Consider the following 18,823-nt stretch of genomic DNA (forward strand, 5'->3'; position numbering starts at 1 on the left):
GGTATGAATTAGTTAAGCTAGCCGGAGTTTAACTAGCTAGCTTAATTAGTTGTCTAGTTTTATTGGTTGATATTTTAATTTAAGTTTGTTTTTTATTCATAAACATTATTTATTTTGCTTTGGGTGGAATTAACTACTGACTGGTGCGTTGGCGTATTAGCGCAATTATTCTGTCAATTGAAACTGTTAATTTATGCGGTTATTTGCCTACAAAATAGAACATTTCTCGGTAGAGATATTAAAAATACAAAAAATTGCGCGGGGTAGATCGCACTTTTAACTTATCCACATTTTCATCTCAATAAATTAACTCTATATTTCACAGCTTATAAATAATTATTAACAATATGCGCTAAAACTAAACTTGCTTCCAAAGCTATGGAGTAAACATGGACGCTTCAGAATCTTTAACACCATCAGTGAGCCCAACGCCCTCGAATAAACGAGGGTGGATAATCTTAGCTGTTGATATCGTACTCTTAATTTTATTACTAAAATATTTACCATTCGATGATAAAGCAAATGCTGGTCTTGCAATGATGGTTTTCATCGGTGTGCTTTGGTTAACTGAAGCTATCCATGTCACCATTACTGCACTGTGTATTCCGATCTTGGCAGTAGGCTTAGGGCTGATGAATACAGGGGATGCATTGAAATCATTTGCAAATCCGATTATTTTCTTATTCTTCGGAGGCTTTGCATTAGCGACGGCTTTACATATCCAAGGCCTTGATAGGCTAATTGCAAATCGCTTACTAATGGCAGCTCGAGGGCGCTTATCAGTCGCGGTATTATTGCTGTTTGGTGTAACAGCGTTACTTTCTATGTGGATTAGTAACACAGCAACAGCTGCAATGATGCTACCACTAGTATTAGGTATACTGTCTAATCTCGATGTACGTCATGAACGTAATACTTTCGTGTTTGTACTATTAGGTGTTGCTTATAGTGCAAGTATCGGTGGTTTAGGCACGATTGTAGGTAGCCCTCCAAATGCGATTGCGGCTGCGGCTTTAGGTTTAGATTTCTTATCATGGATGAAATATGGTATTCCAATCATGGTGGTGTTACTACCAATGATGTTTGTATTGATGTACATGATGTTACGTCCAAACCTGAAACATCGTTTTCAAATTGAGTTAGAACACGTTGAGTGGAATGGCAAGCGTATTACAGCAATGACGATTTTCCTTTTAGCCGTAGTTTGTTGGATCACGAGTACGTTTATTAGTGATGCATTAGGTGGTGTAAAAGATTTAGATACAATCATTGCGATGAGTGCTGCGATTTTAATTGGTGTAACAGGTGTTGCTAGCTGGTCTCAAATTCAAAAAAATACCGAGTGGGGCGTATTGATGCTGTTTGGTGGTGGTTTAACACTCAGCGCAATTTTAAGTTCTTCTGGGGCAAGTAAGATCATGGCAGACTGGATGCAAATGACATTCGGTGAAAGCCACTGGTTTGTTATTATTCTAGCTGTTACTACCTTTATTATCATTTTGACTGAGTTTACCAGTAATACGGCGAGTGCTGCTTTATTAGTACCAATCTTTGCAACAGTTGCTGAAGCATTAGGTATGCCAGTCATTGTATTAACCATGATTATTGGGATTGGTGCATCCTGTGCGTTTATGTTGCCGGTTGCTACACCGCCAAATGCGATTGTGTTCGGTTCCGGTTATATTAGGCAAATTGAAATGGTACGTGTTGGTGCGGTATTAAACGTGGCTTGTATCCTTGTGATTTCATTGTTTGCTTGGTTTATCTGGATGTAACTTAGTATCAATTCATCTTAACTTAACGGCCTCTTTTTGAGGCCGTTATTTGTTGTTGTACGCTAAATTGAGATTATTGCGTTGTTTTAGCAATAAGAGCCTGTTGGTTTTTCCCTATTTTTATCACACCTGTATCAGAAAAAATAATGTCTGCATCTCCGCGCACAGAGAAACTCATCGTGTTTATAACTCCTTGAATATCTATCTTATTCTGTGGGCAAAGGAAATTATCTTTACAGTGATATTGGTAACTCTCAAGTACAATGTTACGACCTGTCAATTTAGTTTGCTCATCCATCTCTAAATGATTTCCTTGAATATAAGGAATGTCAGTTTTGAACTTTGTGCTGTACTTGACAATGCCTTCACTAGGAGAAAGGGTGCTATTACCAGATGCGCTGATATAATTTTGTATGGCAGAGTGGATATTAAGTGTATTTTGCAGCTTTATTTGGTCTGCAACGATATTTAATTTTGATAGTTGAATTGGAGTTCCTTGTTGCTGACTAATACTGATTTGGCTAGCAGGTTGAGTTGAAAACTTCAGTTGGTTATAGTCCTCCAATTTTTGGAGTTCAAGCTGGTTATCTTTCTCTTTGTTTTTAATGTATTTTTTTTCAAATTTACCGGCAATTAAGGAGAGGCTATTAATATTATCAACGGCACCGTCTTTCCATGAAATACCATTAGGATTTGCGATAACAAGGTTAGCGCGTTGCCCTTTTATTCCTAATATCCCTTGTAAGTTGCTTGTTTCAGTCCCTGTTACTTCTGCAAAAATAAGCTTTGCTGCCTTATTATTAAGCTTGGTATTACTGTTAATATCATTATTAAAAATTAAACCATCGTCATTAGATGAGAGACTTTCGAAGGTATTAAACGAGATGTTATTTTTGAGAGGGGCTTCTATATTAATGACTTTTGCTTTTGTGATATCAGGGGCCTCGGCTAATGATGTGGTATGAAATAAAGTACAACTTAGTAGAGTGAATGATATGGTTTTCTTCATTGGTATTAGCTCCTTGCTGTAAAAATCCTTTAATGATTAAAAGCATAATGTATTTAGTCGTTTTTTATAATAATCAAAAATTAGTTTGGCTTAATAAAATATGATACGTTAGCACTCAGGTAAAATCGGAAAATCGGAAAAATATGATGTAAATAATTGTTACACTATGTTTTTGGCCGTTTATAAGTTCCATTTTCCTTGCTAATAAATTACTACTTGTTATGTTTTCAAATTAAAGATAAAGGGATTTAATAATATGTCTGGTGATAGCTATAGCTCTCTATTGAATCATGCCATTTATGTAATGGATAAAATAAAGCTTGATAAAAATATTATGATGCTAGTTGAGGCGATTAAATATGAATATCGTCATGAAGGAAAGTGGTCGGCAGATTTATTAAAAAAACATGATAAGTTAAAGAAAGAAATAGAAAGAAAATCTTATTTTTTATATAACAATGATGTTCCTATTGGTATTGAAAAACTCAGTAATCAAGAGGAGTTGGAGTTTATTGGTTATATAAGAGATTTATCAACAGGAAATAATGATGTCGATATAAGAGTTCAAGGTAAAGAGGATATTGAATTATCTAACCTTGTTGATTCCGATTTATTAAGTTCGCAAGCACTGCGTATTCTCCCTAAAAATTTAAAAAAAAGAATGAAACTTCGCTCTAGTATAAATGCTAGGTTAACTATAAATATACATAAAAAATATATTAATCGGCTGACAAAATCTTTGGTGAAGTTATTTCATGAGCCGTCACCTCAGTGTATAGAACAAGCCAAAATTATGGGGCCTAGAAAATTTGGTATACAAACGGACCAAGCAGTTATTTACTTATCTGAATCGGGGCTTGAGCATGCAAAGGAAATTACCCAGCGACTTAATACATTAATTCCTTCTGATGCATTTATTGAACATACACCAGTTGGTATGCAAAAAATGGATACTGGTATTTCTTATTCGGAAACACCAAAAGGTCAGTCAACAAGCCATGGGCAAGCCAGGTCACAGGTCATTGCTGACGCTATTACAGAAGTTTTATTAACAGATCGCCCAGTAAAACAAATCTTACCGAAAGTATTAAAAAAAGTAGGCTACGATACGAATAATCCTAGTTTAGTTGCGCAAGTTCAGCGTGATGGTCATTTAAAAAATAGTCTTTTTGACAGTATGATGCTTAAAAAGCATAGAATAAGCCAAGATATTCAGCGATTTGTTACGGACCCACTGTTATTCCCATGTATGTATGTTATTGATAAATTTAATAATGATATATTATCAGTAAAAGCGGAAATATTTAACTTTGAGAATGAGTTTACCGCCATTGAGTGCGGAGTATTAGCTCAGTATATAACCTCGAGAGAAAATTCAGGTTTTATTTATGATGTTTTAGATTTTACTTATAAATTTAATTCAATCTTTAGAGATAGTGGTTATATTGAAAAACGCCTCGCACCACAAGATTTTTATTTATATTTAATGGATGATAATTCAGGGGGGCGTTGTTACTCTTTAGTTAGGGCAATGGCTGTTGCATTAGCCTTAGAGGGCAGTGAGGGTGCAAATAAATTGCTTAATAAGATGTTTTTAGCTGGGGCATCACCAACGGAGCCGAATTCAACTTTGTTACAAGCTGCGTTAAAAGAACTTCATGTAAATATAGAGGCGGCACACGCATCAACTATAATTGGCCAATTTGAGTTAAATGAAATAAAAGAAATTCTGATTAATGCTGAACAAGGAAATATTTATGCGCTAAATAGCACAACACACTCAATGTTATTAGGTAAAGTCAAAAGTGGTAATGAAATTAATTATTATTTTTATGATCCAAACTTTGGTATTTATGCTTTTAATGATTCTGATAAGTTATTTTCAACTTTAAATAAGTTTTTATTTAAAAACAAGATGGCAGAGCAGTATGCGGTTTTAAATAGTAGTTTTGAATTGGTCTCTATTAATACGGGAAAAATGTCTGAAGTACAAATTGGTAGTGGTTTAACTGTTTCCGATTTGGTTTATTCAGATAATTTAATGGAATCTATTTCTCTACATAAGAAAATGGAGAGTATTCTAGAACATCAGTCTTTAATAGCAAAAGATAAGAAAATACAGACATCCTTAATTATTTTGGAGTCAGAGAAATGGGGGGAACGTCTTGAATACTCAATTAATGAAGTGTGCAAAAGTCATCAACTAGATGAAAAATGGTTACCTGTTTTTGAAAATGTTGAGAATTTGGAAGATGGCCGATATCGTATTCAATTTATACATCAAGGGATAGAGGAAAAGATATATTGGGCTGAAACGAAAGACACAACCTTTATTGAGTTTAAAGAATATTTTCACAAGCAAATGGCTATGTTAAAGAGTCATTATTCTTTTAGTGATGGGGAGTTGCAATGTGAAAGAGATATTGAGGGTACAGAACATGTGGATGGCCTCAATATAGCGATGGGAATACAAGCAATCATTCAATGGTCGGAGAATAGGAATCGACAGTCAGTGGTTTCTTCTAGGCCAACATCTAATTTAGCAACAGCACTGCGTATTCATAGTTATATTAGCTATTCTATGATGGCCCATGGTGCTATCAATGATGCCGTGAAAACTGGAAAAATTGCATATTCATTATGGTGTGAAGGGAATGGAGTGGCGAAATCAGTAATGAATCGCTTTTCTTCGTCTCTAGTACGTACAGCGAATGAAGGGTTAGGGGTTATTTTCCAAGGAGCTATGGTTGGTTTCGATATTTATGAGTTAGCGAATGCACAAAATGAAACTCAGCGAGCTGTATTTGGTACTCAACTAGCTTTTGATTCATCATCATTAGGGTTAGGTATTGTAAGTACGGGAGCATCTCTACTTGGTGCGGAAACGGTGGCAGGTGTTGCAGGGCCATTAGCTGTACCACTTATGGGAATAGGTATTGGTATCACCGAACTGGTTAATATTAATGAAAGACACGCACAAAAAGCTGTTGCTGTAGGGGAAGAATTCGCGATTTATCAACGAGACTATCAAAATGCAGCGATAAGTTATGATGCAAAAAAAGACTTTTTGGTACCAACACCCAATATTGTCATCGAGAAATTAGATTTCAAAAATGGTTATTTTGACCTTGGTAGCCAATATATATATCGAGGTGTGAAAAAAAAGTGGTATATAGAGCATTGCTGGTTGAATGATTTTCAGTCGGGCCCGAGTGCAGAGATTGATAAATCACATGCAATTAATATTAGAGAAGCTGTTGGTGTTACTGAGCCAAGAGTAAACTTTAATGGGAGCCAAACTGGGGTAGTGATATTACCAGTTGTACCTAAATCGTTCATTCGTTACAGATATAGCTCTCTTTTTGGTGGAACTTCTCGAGGGGATAATGGTTTTTCTATTTTGAGAGGAATGGAAGAACGCTATCAATTCTATTTTGATTTTTTTTATTGTGGCCTAGAGTATGTTATCACCACTTTAGAGCATGAATATGAAAATACTACCATTCATGTCAATCTAGATAGCCAAAATAGACAATTAACCGTTCCTAAAATGCCTATTCCATGGCAAGGGCATATTACGCACGCTGTCACTGGTAATGGCGGGGAATATCAAATTACAGTTAATTATGGCGCATCTCTTACGTTAATTGAGGGGGCTATATATGGAAAACAATCTAGCTGGATAATTGATACGAGTTTAATAGAAAGTGATGGAAAAGAGCATGTTATTCAAATCATGGATGATCACATTAAAATTAGCGGCATTACTATCAATGTTGATACATCGGTGGCGGATAATTCGATTTTACTTGTCAATGCTCAACATGAAGTATGTGAAATAGATTTTATTAATAAGACTGCAAAGATTATTAATCTAGATGGTAGTCAATGGATAAACAAAAGCCAGACAATTAAACAGCATCTTCATGATTTATCAATTAAAAATAAGCTTAACGGCCAGTATGTTGCCATCGATAATTATCAATATAACGGTTTAAACGTGGGACGTGCATTTTATGATGTTCAATATGATCGGGTCATTTTTACTCACTCAAAAAATAAAGAAAATCATTCGGCACAACTAATAAAAATTAATAGGGATACAGCCTATTTTTATTCATCAGTGGAATCAGTAATTTGGCAGGTTGATATAAATACAGGTTCTTTACTGACTCAACTTAAAGCGAATATGGTTTTAGGTCTAGATGCAGAAATTATTAAAGTCACATTGGTTGATGACCAACTGTATATAACACTAACAGAAAGAAGTACTGGCAGTACAGTTGAAAATACCTATAGGCTAATACAGAGTGATAAATTAGAGCTCGTGAGCGTTGTGAATAACAGGTTATTACTCGATAACTTACATGACACACAAACATTATTATCATTTGAACAACGTAAGCAATTTAGTAGCCATGACTACTTAGCCTGTCGATATATGAGTCCTGAATATCAAAAGACAATTACCATCAAACCCAGCATTGCGAACACGGTGATGATATCGGGCACTGATGAAAATGGTTTTTGGCATCATTACTGGCTACGCAATGAGAGTGGAACATTGGTTAAAGCCAATTTAGAAAGAAAAAATGTGAATGAACGGCTATTCTTGAATGAGTTTATTTCGATAAGTGAAGAAGATTTAAAATATATTGATTGTGAGCTCGCAAAAAATACGCCATTAGAAAAAGTTTGGCGAGAGAGGTTTGCTCTATCTATTAGCGATGGTAAAGAGGCGATATCTCAATTAAAGCGTTATAGAATTAAACCTACACTTGCAAAAATATTTGCAACAAGCCTGGGACGTTATAATCCGAGGTATGATTTATGGTATTGGTTTCCTCCTAAGGACTTGGAATTAATAGGAAGTTTATTAAAGGAAAATGGAAAGGAAGCCTTTTTCTTTTATAGCCAAAAAGAAGACACCATTTTTTATCAAAAAGGGTTAGGGCAAGATATTATTAAGCCAAATAAGCCTAGTGCCTTTCGTTTAAATTTGAGTGGAATAAAAAATGTCACGCACTGGCAAGGGGAGCTCCTTGTTATCCAAAAAGAAGGCTTTGTTAGGCAACTGGATGCGAATGGCAGTGTACAATTAGTTGCCCTCAATAAAGACTGGTTTGCGAGAGAGCCTTTGAGATGGGAGCGTTTTGCTCAATTTTCCAATGAAAAGGACCCCATTGCATTGTTTGGATTAAAAGATACTAATGGGGAACGCATATTACCAGCATGGTATTTTAACGAGATGGTTGTTGTTGCGCCTTCATTTTCGTTAGAAAGTGAGTTACAAATTATCGATTTTGATCACGATAAACAATATGGCGTTATTTTTGATTCAAAATCAAAGAAGCTATATCGAATAAACGCGATTGGAGAGATGAAGTTTAACAATATTTTCGATAGTAAGGGTGTTCTTCGATTTCCCAATAAATTACCTAAGCATGTTGATTTATACCCTGAGCTTACTTTTAAGTCAGTGCAAAAAATAGCGGATGGCTTAATGCTGTTAACAGAAGAAAATGCAATTATTTATCATCCAACATCATCTCATGAACAATTAGGCTTATCATTAATTATTAAAGGAACACCGGAGGATGATGTCGTTATTCCTGCAGCATTAGGCGATGTTTCTGTTTTAATTCTTAATGGTGGTGAGGGCTCCGATACTTATCAGTTTAAAAAAGTAGATTGGCAGCGTTATCAAACGATTATTATTGATAATTATTCGGTAGACCGAATTGTTGATTTGCTTATCCTACCCATAAAAAACCAATTGAAGGAGATTTTTATTAATCGCCAAGGAGATGACTTGGTTATTACAGATTCAATAAATAATACATCTCTTTATATCCGTGGAATTTATGGTTTACAGGCTCACTCTTATCGTCATCTACAACTTAGAATTGATGGAACAGATCAACACATTGATGTGAGTTTATTAGCTGAGCAAGCTTTGGCCAGTCACGGTTTAATGTCTTTATCAATGCATTTCAGAAGCCATTTTGATATCAATGGTAAGATAGTTTTATTAGGGGAGTTGTTGAATCGAATAGATTTTACTCAGGGGGACTTTGAAATTCAAACTGCACTCAAAGAGCAGGACAAACCTCATTTCGCCATGTTATCTACAACAAGTCAGTATTAAATTAATATATAAAAAAAAGAGCCACAACATAAGTGGCTCTTTTCGATTTATCGATCAGCAATTATTGTGCTGTTGGTGGATGGCTGTGTTCAACATCTTCTGATTTCTTCGAGAAACGGCGACGGATCACCACGAAGAATACAGGAACGAAGAAGATAGCCAATGAGGTTGCGGCAAACATTCCCCCAAGAACACCAGTACCTACTGAGTTCTGGGATGCAGAACCTGCACCGTTACTAAACACCAGTGGGATAACACCTAACATAAATGCTAAAGATGTCATCAGAATTGGTCGTAAACGCATTTTAACTGCATTCAGTGTTGCTTCGACTAACCCTTTACCTTCTTTTTCCATCAAGTCTTTGGCGAATTCAACAATCAAGATTGCGTTTTTCGCCGAGAGCCCAATGGTTGTTAAGAGACCTACTTTAAAGTAAACGTCGTTGTCTAGACCACGAACACTGGTAAACAGTAACGCACCAATAATACCTAATGGAACGACTAACATAACTGAGAATGGAACTGACCAGCTTTCATAGAGAGCCGCCAAACACAGGAAGACCACTATCAAGGAGATTGCGTACAGAGCAGGGGCTTGGTTACCTGCTAAGCGTTCTTGATATGACATACCTGTCCACTCGTAACCAATTCCTTCAGGCAGGTTTTCAGTGGTGAGTTTTTCCATTAACAGCATCGCATCACCAGTACTTTTCCCTGGAGCTGCCTGACCTTGAATGTTCATCGCAGGGACACCGTTATAACGCTCTAAACGCGGTGAACCATACTTCCAAGGATCTTTGGATTCGTCCATAAAGGCAGAGAACGGAACCATTTTACCTTGGTTATTGCGAACATACAGGTTACTGATGTCAGAAGGTAACATACGGCTTTCTGCGTCACCTTGTACGTAAACTTTCTTCACACGACCACGGTCGATAAAGTCATTCACGTAGCTTCCACCAAACATAGAACTCAATGTTGCGTTGATATCACTGATAGCGACACCTTGAGCCTGTGCTTTTTGTTGGTCAATATAAATACGGTATTGCGAGGTATCATCCTGACCATTTGGACGAACACCTTGAAGCATTTCTGGGTGCTGAGCAGCTAATCCAAGTAACTGGTTACGGGCTTGCATCAGTTTATCATGCCCCAAGTTACCTTTATCGACTAACTCAAAGTCAAACCCGTCTGCGGTACCTAACTCAACAATCGCTGGTAGGTTAAAGGCGTAAATCAGTGCCTCTTGTTTTTGTGACAGTGCGATATTCGCACGTTGTACAATCGCATCAACGTGGTTTTCATCGCCTTTACGTTCGCTCCAATTTTTCAGAACGACGAAAGCGAGACCCATGTTTTGACCTTGACCTGCGAAGCTAAAGCCCCCAACGGTAAAGACCGACTCAACGTTTTTGGCTTCTTCGGTATGGTAGTAGTTATTCACTTCATCCAATACCGCTTGGGTTTGTTCTTGCGTTGATCCTGGTGGTAATTGGATCATTGACAAGAATACCCCTTGGTCTTCCGCTGGTAAGAAAGAAGACGGTAAGCGGACGAACATGAACGCCATACCAACCACTAACAGCAGGTAAATCACTAAATAACGGCCCGTGCCGTTAAGCATACGGCTTACACTGTCGGTGTAGTGGTGTGCTTGTTTCTCAAATGTGCGGTTAAACCATCCAAAGAATCCTTTTTGGCTACCATGGCTGCCTTTTTCAATTGGCTTCAACATGGTGGCACACAGTGCTGGCGTTAAGATCATCGCAACCAGTACTGATAAGATCATGGAGGATACAATGGTAATTGAGAACTGACGGTAAATTGCCCCTGTAGAACCTCCAAAGAAGGCCATAGGAATAAATACCGCAGACAGCACCATTGCAATACCGACTAACGCACCTTGGATTTGACCCATTGATTTTTTGGTCGCTTCTTTTGGTGACAAGCCTTCTTCTTGCATAACACGCTCAACGTTCTCAACAACGACGATGGCGTCATCGACGAGAAGCCCGATGGCGAGTACCATCGCGAACATGGTCAAGGTGTTTATGGAATAACCAAATGCCGACAAGATAGCAAAGGTACCTAACAATACGACAGGTACTGCAATCGTTGGTATCAGTGTTGCACGGATGTTTTGTAGGAACAAATACATAACGACAACAACCAGCATGATTGCTTCTACTAACGTTTTAACCACTTCGTTAATTGAAATTTTAACGAATGGGGTCGTATCGTATGGATAAACAATCTCTAATCCTTGAGGGAAGAAAGGCTTCATTTCCTCAAGCGCAGCGCGGACGTTATTAGACGTATCTAAAGCGTTAGCTCCGGTTGCCAGTTTAATACCGATACCTGCTGCTGGCTTACCATTAAAGCGGGCAATCGTACTATAGTTTTCAGCACCTAATTGGACATCAGCAACATCTTTAATACGCACTTGTGAACCATCCTGGTTTACACGTAATAGAATATTGCTAAATTCTTCAGGGCTATTTAAACGTGTCTGCGCAATGATAGAAACGTTTAAACGCTGGTTTGCTACAGACGGTGAACCACCGAGTTGCCCTGCTGCGACTTGGTTATTTTGTACCTTGATCGCATTAATGACATCTGTTGTGGTCATGTTGTACTTAACGAGTTGCTCTGGTTTTAACCAAATACGCATTGCATATTGGGTACCGAACAGTTGAGTTTCACCTACACCGTTAACTCGGCTAAGTGGGTCTTTAATATTTGACCCTACGTAGTCGGCAATATCGTATTGCCCCATTGAGCCATCGCTAGAAACGAAACCCGCAACCATTAAGAATGAACTAGTTGATTTATCGACACTAATACCTTGCTGCTGAACTTCTTGTGGCAACAATGGCATCGCCAGTTGCAATTTGTTTTGCACCTGTACTTGCGCGATATCACCATCAGTTCCTGCTTCAAATGTCAGCGTAATGCTAGCAGAACCTGATGAATCACTGCTCGATGACATATATACCAAGTTATCGATACCGTTCATGTTCTGTTCGATAACCTGCGTTACTGTATTTTGTACCGTCTCAGCATCCGCTCCCGGATAGTTAGCTGAAATAGAAACAGCCGGTGGCGCGATGGTCGGGTACTGCGAAACAGGTAACTGGATAATTGCCAACAGACCAGCAAGCATGGTGATAATTGCAATTACCCACGCAAAAATTGGTCTTTCTATAAAAAACTTAGGCATTAATCAGCCGCTCCCTTATTTAGACTTTTCTTCAGGTTTTGCCTGATTGTCTATGGATTGCGTTTCTAAGTTTGCTTCCTTAGGATTCACAACAATTCCTGGTTTGATTTTTTGTAAGCCGATGACAATGACACGATCACCTGCTTGTAGACCTTCAGTTACCAGCCATTTGTTGCCAACTGCTTGTCCTGCTTTAACTTTTCTGACTTCAACTTTATTCTCTGCGCCAACAACCATGACTTGAGAAGTTCCTTGAGCCGTACGAGTCAAGCCTTGTTGTGGAACTAGAATCGCCTTTTCAATAACACCGTCTTCTAATACAGCACGAACAAACATACCTGGAAGTAACTCTTTGTTCGGGTTAGGGAACATGGCTCTCATGGTGATAGACCCTGTTGTTTCATCAACAGTGACATCAGAGAATTCCAGAACACCCTTTTGTGCGTATTCTTGACCGTTGTTGTTGATCAAACTGACAGGTGCTTTCCCTGATTCTCGCTGTACAGCGCCTTTCGCTATCTCATTTTTGAGACGTAAAAAATCGTCACTCGATTGTGTTACGTCAACATAGATAGGATCAAGTTGCTGAACACGCATTAATTCAGTGGCTTGTCCTGTAGATACTAGAGCCCCTTCAGTCACATTCGATTTACCGGTACGGCCGCTGATCGGTGCAGTTACTTTGGTATAATTCAGGTTGATACGTGCCGTTTCAACCGCAGCTTCAGCCGCTTTGACGGCAGCAAGTGCTTGTGCATAGGTTGAGGTTGCTTCGTCGTATTCCTGACGACTAATGTAATTAGTACCTAACAATGGTTTATAACGCTTCACCGTTAATGCAGCCAGATTCGCATTGGCTTGTGCTTTTGCAAGTTCCGCTTTTGCGCTGTCATAGGTTGCTTGGAATGGTGCTGGGTCAATTTGGTATAAAGATGTCCCTGCTTCTACGTCGCTACCTTCTTTATAGTTGCGTTTCAATATGATGCCACTAACCTGAGGGCGAACCTCGGCAACACGAAATGCGGATGTACGGCCTGGTAACTCGGTTTTGAGAGTCAGAGGTTCGGCTTTAAGCGTAACAATTCCTACTTCAGGCGCCGGGCGTTCTCCGCCACCTTGTTGTTCATCGTTACAACCAGATAAAGCCAAGCCACCTGAAAGAACTAACAGAGCCAGAGGTAACACCCCTCTGTTTTTTCGCATAAGTTAACCTCAATTAATCAATATGAGTTCAAAACAAAAATAAGAAAAATGGTAAACAATATGATTTATCACTATGCTATAGTACAAACATACACGAATGTATGTAAATCAGCTTTCGATAGAAACGGGTCACAATGGCACGAAAAACTAAACAACAGGCTGAAGAAACCCGTCAGGAAATATTAGATGCTGCCATCAAAACATTCTCTGAACGAGGAGTTTCTGCCACATCATTAGCCGATATTGCAAAAGCAGCGGGGGTTAGGTTACCCGAGGTGCAATATATTGGCATTTCAAAAACAAAGTTGATCTTTTTTATCAAGCTTGTGAATTTGGTGATAACCAAATAGTACAAGCTGAAGAATATTATCGTTCTAAATATACCAATGATCCACTTTCAATACTAAGAGAATTATTAGTTTATATTTTGACTGATTTTATTGAAAGCCCTAAAAACCGCGCTTTGATGGAAATTTTCTTTTTGAAGTGTGAATTAGTTGGCGAAATGGCAGAGTTAGTTGATTTTAAACGCGCTAATTATGTCGCAAGTCAATGTCGAATAGTTGATAACTTGACTGCCTGTATTGATGCAGGTCAACTTCCTGCTGATCTTGATGTGGAATGTGCTGCGATTATGATCCGTTCATTAATGTCTGGTTTGTTAGAAAACTGGCTACTCCAATCAGAAAATTTTAATACTAATCAACATACAATTACATTGGTTGATACACTATTAGAAACACTAAAATGTAATACCGCAATCCGGTTAAAACCCATTCAAACTGAATAAGTGGAGTACAATATGACCTCTATTTTGATTATTGCTAATGGCGCACCTTACGGCAGTGAAACATTGTTCAACTCATTGCGATTAGCGATAACGTTAAAAGAGCAAGAGCCGCAGTTAGATTTAAAAATATTTCTGATGTCAGATGCTGTGACCGCAGGTTTGGCAGCTCAAAAGCCGAAAGAAGGCTATAATCTTCAACAAATGTTAGAGATTTTAACGGCACAAAATGTCCCCGTTAAATTATGTAAAACTTGTACAGATGCCCGAGGTGTAAGTGAGTTAACCCTTGCTGATGGTGTTGAGGTAGGCACGTTAGTCGAGCTTGCAAGCTGGACATTAACGGCAGATAAAGTATTAACTTTCTAACATTTTACGTAAAATGTGTTTAATTAGGTGAAAGTAAGTGTTGATAGGTGACTATCGGCACTTTGGTTTAATTAAACAATATTATTATTTGTATAAAGGAATGCCATTATGATGAAACAACAATGGAAGTGGCGGCAGCTAGTATCAATAACACTGTTTTTTTTCATCATATCTTTTTCTAGTTCAATTACGGCATTAACATCAAATAACTTACCTGATAAGAATGAAATAAAAAGTGCGCTCAACGCATTGAATAAAAAAAGTTCACTCAGTGAGGAAGATAAACTTGCTCTCGCTGATCTGGAAAAAACCTCAGATTTTTATAACGAGCTGGATAAACTCGAACAGCGAACGGCTGAACTGCAAAAAAAACTGAATAGCGCGAGTGAAGAATCGAAACAAGCAGCACAAGGTTTGTTGCAAATAAAAAATGAAAATGAGCAACGCACCGAAAATTTCCGACGAAAAATACAAGATAGTTCTCTTTCACAATTAGAAGCATTACAAGCCTCTTATTTAGAAAATCTGCAAACAGAACAAAATGACCTTGCAACCTATAGTAGTCAATTAATTGGCTTACAAACGCAGCCTGAAAGGGCGCAAGCGATGATGTTGGAAAATGCGAGGCGCTTACAAGAAATTCGCAATGAGCTAAATAGTTCATTGAATGAATCTGTGAATTTAAGACCTACTCAAATTACCATGCTGCAAGTTGAACAGTATTTATTGCAGCAACAAAATGAATATCAAAAACGTATTCTACAGGCTAACACTCAATTACAAGATGTGCTGCAAAAACAACGTGATTATACCGCAGCATATATTGAGCAATTGGAACACCATATTCAGCAAGTACAAAATGCGATTAGCCATCGCCGACTAAATGACTCCCAATCAACGGTACGCGAGGCGCTGAGTACTTCTGAAACCGATATTGAAGCGCAACAGAATCCCATTATTCAAAAAGAAATTGCGATTAATAATGCGCTCAGTGACCGTTTAATCGCAGTGACCGAAAATAGCAATAAACTGGTGCAAAATGGTATTCGAGTTAAAACATGGCTTGAAAGAGCGACGCAGTCCGAACGAAATTTAAAAGAGCAAATTAATGTATTACGCGGTAGTTTATTGCTCTCACGAATTTTATTTCAACAACAAATTGACTTGCCGCCAGACATTTTAACTAAAAATTTACCCACAACGATTGCTGATTTGCGGCTTGAGCAATTTGATATTAACCAACAGCGTGATGAGCTTTATCAACCTAATGATTATATTACTAAGTTGGAACAGCAATTTGAGGTAAAAACAGGGGATGAGCTGGCAAATAGCGCATTATTATCCGCTGAGGATAAATCTACGTTATTGAAACTATTGGAAGTACGTCGTGGGTTATTAGATGAACTCAACCAGCAGCTTGGCGGGCAAATTTCCCAAGCAATCAACTTGCAACTTGATCAAAACCAATTATTGAGTGTAGTGGGGTCTCTTGAAAATACCTTGGCGCAGCAAATATTTTGGGTGAATAGTAATAAACCGATGGATTTGGAATGGGTTAAAGGTTTTCCAGAAGCTGCGGCAGCACAGATTCATAATTTTGATTTTAGTTTATCGAATCGTAGTATTAAGCGTGGAGTGACGGCTTCATTATTGGTCGTTGTTCCACTGGTTTTAGTCGCATTGCTGTTTATTTGGTTTAATCGCAAAATTAATAACCGACTGCAGGATATTGACCAACGGCTTTCCAGCTTACGTAATGACAGTGTATTAAGTACCCCGTTGGCACTGTTGTTAACATTAATGCAAACATTACCTATTTCACTGTTTTTACTGGCATTTGGCTATTGGTTTTTGAAAACAGGGAATGTGCAAGGGCCATTCTTTTGGCAATTTTGCCAACAATTGGCGATATTTTGGGCATTATTTGAGCTGACTTTCCGAGTATTAAAACCACAAGGTATTGCACAAAAACACTTTGGTATCGAAAAAGAAAAAATATCCCAGACTCGACGCAGGATAATCAGGCTATCTATTCCTCTATTGCCACTCATTTTCTTTTCTACTTATGGCGTTAGCAACCCACTGAAAGTGTCTGAGGACGTAATTGGCCAGTTGATCGTGCTGGTTTCTCTTATTCTACTGTGCATCTTTACTATTCCATTTTGCAAACAAGTTTGGCAAGAGAAAGGGAGTCACTTAACGCGCAGTATCGTTGTGACATTGTTGACATTTTCGCCATTAATTTTAGTGGGCTTAATGATGGCGGGGTATTATTACACCACATTGCGCTTGGCAAACCGTTGGATCGACAGTTTATACCTATTACTCCTATGGTATATCACTTATAGCGCGTGTTTGAGAGGCTTAACACTGGTTGCTCGTAAATTAGCATATCAACGTGCCATAGAACGCCGTGCGATGTCGAAGCAAGAAGATACTGAAAACGAGCCAATTAAAGAGCCACCAATGACTATTGAGCTGATTAGCCAGCAATCATTGCGTCTCACAACAATGGTGTTATTTATTATTTTCGCTTTGGCGTTTTATACGATTTGGTCTGATTTTATAACCATTTTCTCTTTCTTAGATAGCGTGAACTTATGGAGCTATACCGCCACATCGGCAGAAGGGGGAAATATCTTACAATTCGTGACGTTAGCGAATTTAATTTTAGCTCTTGTGATTATCATTGTGTCTTGGGTAATGACGCGAAACCTCCCTGGACTACTGGAAGTGTTGGTATTATCACGGTTAAAACTCCGTCAGGGCTCTACTTATGCGATCACGACAATATTAACTTATATTATTGTCGGGATTGGGGCGATCGCCTCATTAGGTATGATTGGCGTGACATGGAACAAATTGCAGTGGTTGGCAGCAGCTTTGACCGTCGGGTTAGGGTTTGGTTTACAAGAAATTTTTGCTAACTTTGTTTCAGGGATCATTTTACTGTTTGAACGACCGATCCGTATTGGCGACACCGTCACTATTGGGACCTATTCAGGAACAGTCAGTAAAATTCGCATTCGTGCGACAACCATCGTTGATTTTGATCGCAAAGAAGTGATCATTCCTAATAAGGCTTTTGTGACTGAACGGTTGATCAACTGGTCGCTATCGGACACCGTCACACGTATCACCATAGCGATCGGTGTGGCATATGGCTCTGATCTTGATAAAGTGAAACGCGTTTTATTGTCTGCGGCAACCAATAATAGCAAGGTAATGACTGAACCCGCTCCTAATGTCTATTTCACCAGTTTTGGTGCAAGCACGTTAGATCACGAATTACGTTTTTATGTACGGCAGATTGGTGACCGTGGCGTAACCAGCGATGAAGTGAACCGTGCGATAGACAAACTATGTCGAGAAAACGATATTGATATTGCATTCAATCAGTTAGAAGTGCATTTACACAATAGTAAAGGTGATGAAGTGCAAGAAGTGAAGCGAACACCTAAAGATAGTGATGATAAAACGCACTAAACTCATTAAGTTTCTTTGGTGCAGGCAGTTTTTGCTGCTTGCACTTGTTTTGCAATATAATCATTTTTCACGATTTCAAGTGCTTTGAGAACCACATCAGCTTCTATCTCAGACGTCTCTAATAAGTAGATTAAATCAACAGCAAGTTGGATTTCTTGTGGAGCATCCTTGAGTGAACTCATACTGATTCCTTCTAAGATTTAATCAAAATATTGATTTTCTTGATGTTCAATGGCTTTTTCAATACGCAAAAGTGCTTGGCGGCAACGGTACAAACGGCCTGCGAGTACAGCGAGTTCTTTTTGGCACTGGTGCTGCAAACGGTGGTCGGTTAGCTCACTTAAATGAAGTTCTTTTTCACTCACCATGGCCTGCAAGCGTCGTTCATAGTCTTGGTGTTGTGATAAACGTTCATATAAATCAACTTGTTCCTTTTTCTTAGTAAAATTTGATTCTTTTTCACGTAAAGCTTGTGTAGAGATCTCTCGTGAAATTGCCTGCATTTGATGGACGATTTTTTCAGTAAGAAAATTAACTTGCTCAGTGTGGTTTAACGTTACGCTATGGCACAATTGCTGGTACAACGTCTGTAATTCATTTTGGCAATCCCCTAAACGGGTTGATTTGCGGCTAAACAATTGCATATCGAAACGTGAATGTGAAAACTCAAGGTCTTTTATGGGCTCCACTCGTGTTTTCAATTCATCAATTTGCTTTTTTAACGCATCCAAAAGAGCGGGAATTTTCATTTTTTGTTCTCATTAAATGTGAAAAATAGCGGAAAATTGATATTCAGCAACAAAACTGATGCCAAATTGACGGCTTC

9 protein-coding genes and 1 pseudogene are annotated in these 18,823 nt (G+C 38.3%); 5 read left to right on the forward strand and 5 right to left on the reverse strand.

Annotated elements, in window-relative coordinates; all coding sequences use genetic code 11:
• Positions 1-389 precede the first annotated feature (389 nt).
• A complete protein-coding gene (locus P3L40_RS06210) occupies positions 390-1,775 on the forward strand; it encodes an SLC13 family permease (protein ID WP_004260445.1) in 1,386 nt (461 codons plus the stop codon).
• Between the two features lie 73 nt (positions 1,776-1,848).
• Here the strand turns inward: P3L40_RS06210 and P3L40_RS06215 are convergent, their stop codons facing one another.
• Entirely contained in the window at positions 1,849-2,784 is a 936-nt protein-coding gene (locus P3L40_RS06215) for a filamentous hemagglutinin N-terminal domain-containing protein (RefSeq protein WP_210852364.1), read from the reverse strand.
• A 256-nt stretch (positions 2,785-3,040) separates the two neighbouring features.
• Between P3L40_RS06215 and P3L40_RS06220 the strand changes: the two genes are divergently transcribed.
• Positions 3,041-8,932, forward strand: a complete 5,892-nt coding sequence (locus P3L40_RS06220) for a TcdA/TcdB pore-forming domain-containing protein (protein WP_210852366.1) — start codon at positions 3,041-3,043, stop codon at positions 8,930-8,932.
• Positions 8,933-8,993: 61 nt separating this feature from the next.
• Here the strand turns inward: P3L40_RS06220 and P3L40_RS06225 are convergent, their stop codons facing one another.
• Entirely contained in the window at positions 8,994-12,152 is a 3,159-nt protein-coding gene (locus P3L40_RS06225) for an efflux RND transporter permease subunit (RefSeq protein ID WP_094960962.1), read from the reverse strand.
• Between the two features lie 15 nt (positions 12,153-12,167).
• Entirely contained in the window at positions 12,168-13,355 is a 1,188-nt protein-coding gene (locus tag P3L40_RS06230) for an efflux RND transporter periplasmic adaptor subunit (protein ID WP_004260432.1), read from the reverse strand.
• Between the two features lie 134 nt (positions 13,356-13,489).
• Between P3L40_RS06230 and acrR the strand changes: the two are divergent.
• The 3 genes and pseudogenes from acrR to mscK all read left to right on the forward strand — a co-directional run bounded on the left by acrR (position 13,490) and on the right by mscK (position 17,997).
• A pseudogene (gene acrR, locus P3L40_RS06235) lies at positions 13,490-14,145 on the forward strand (multidrug efflux transporter transcriptional repressor AcrR).
• A 12-nt stretch (positions 14,146-14,157) separates the two neighbouring features.
• Positions 14,158-14,511 (forward strand): DsrE/DsrF/TusD sulfur relay family protein, encoded by a 354-nt coding sequence (locus P3L40_RS06240; protein WP_004913652.1) that lies wholly within the window; start codon positions 14,158-14,160, stop codon positions 14,509-14,511.
• A 108-nt stretch (positions 14,512-14,619) separates the two neighbouring features.
• A complete protein-coding gene (gene mscK, locus P3L40_RS06245) occupies positions 14,620-17,997 on the forward strand; it encodes a mechanosensitive channel MscK (RefSeq protein WP_210852368.1) in 3,378 nt (1,125 codons plus the stop codon).
• 5 nt (positions 17,998-18,002) lie between these two features.
• Here the strand turns inward: mscK and P3L40_RS06250 are convergent, their stop codons facing one another.
• Positions 18,003-18,179 (reverse strand): DUF2496 domain-containing protein, encoded by a 177-nt coding sequence (locus P3L40_RS06250; protein ID WP_004260415.1) that lies wholly within the window; start codon positions 18,177-18,179, stop codon positions 18,003-18,005.
• Positions 18,180-18,197: 18 nt separating this feature from the next.
• The gene (priC, locus tag P3L40_RS06255) at positions 18,198-18,746 is read right to left on the reverse strand and encodes a primosomal replication protein PriC (RefSeq protein WP_110592248.1); all 549 of its coding nucleotides are present in this window, start codon (positions 18,744-18,746) and stop codon (positions 18,198-18,200) included.
• Positions 18,747-18,823: the final 77 nt, after the last annotated feature.

It is taken from the genome of Providencia sp. PROV040 (assembly GCF_032706145.1).
In the GTDB taxonomy this organism is placed as follows: Bacteria; Pseudomonadota; Gammaproteobacteria; order Enterobacterales; family Enterobacteriaceae; genus Providencia; species Providencia hangzhouensis.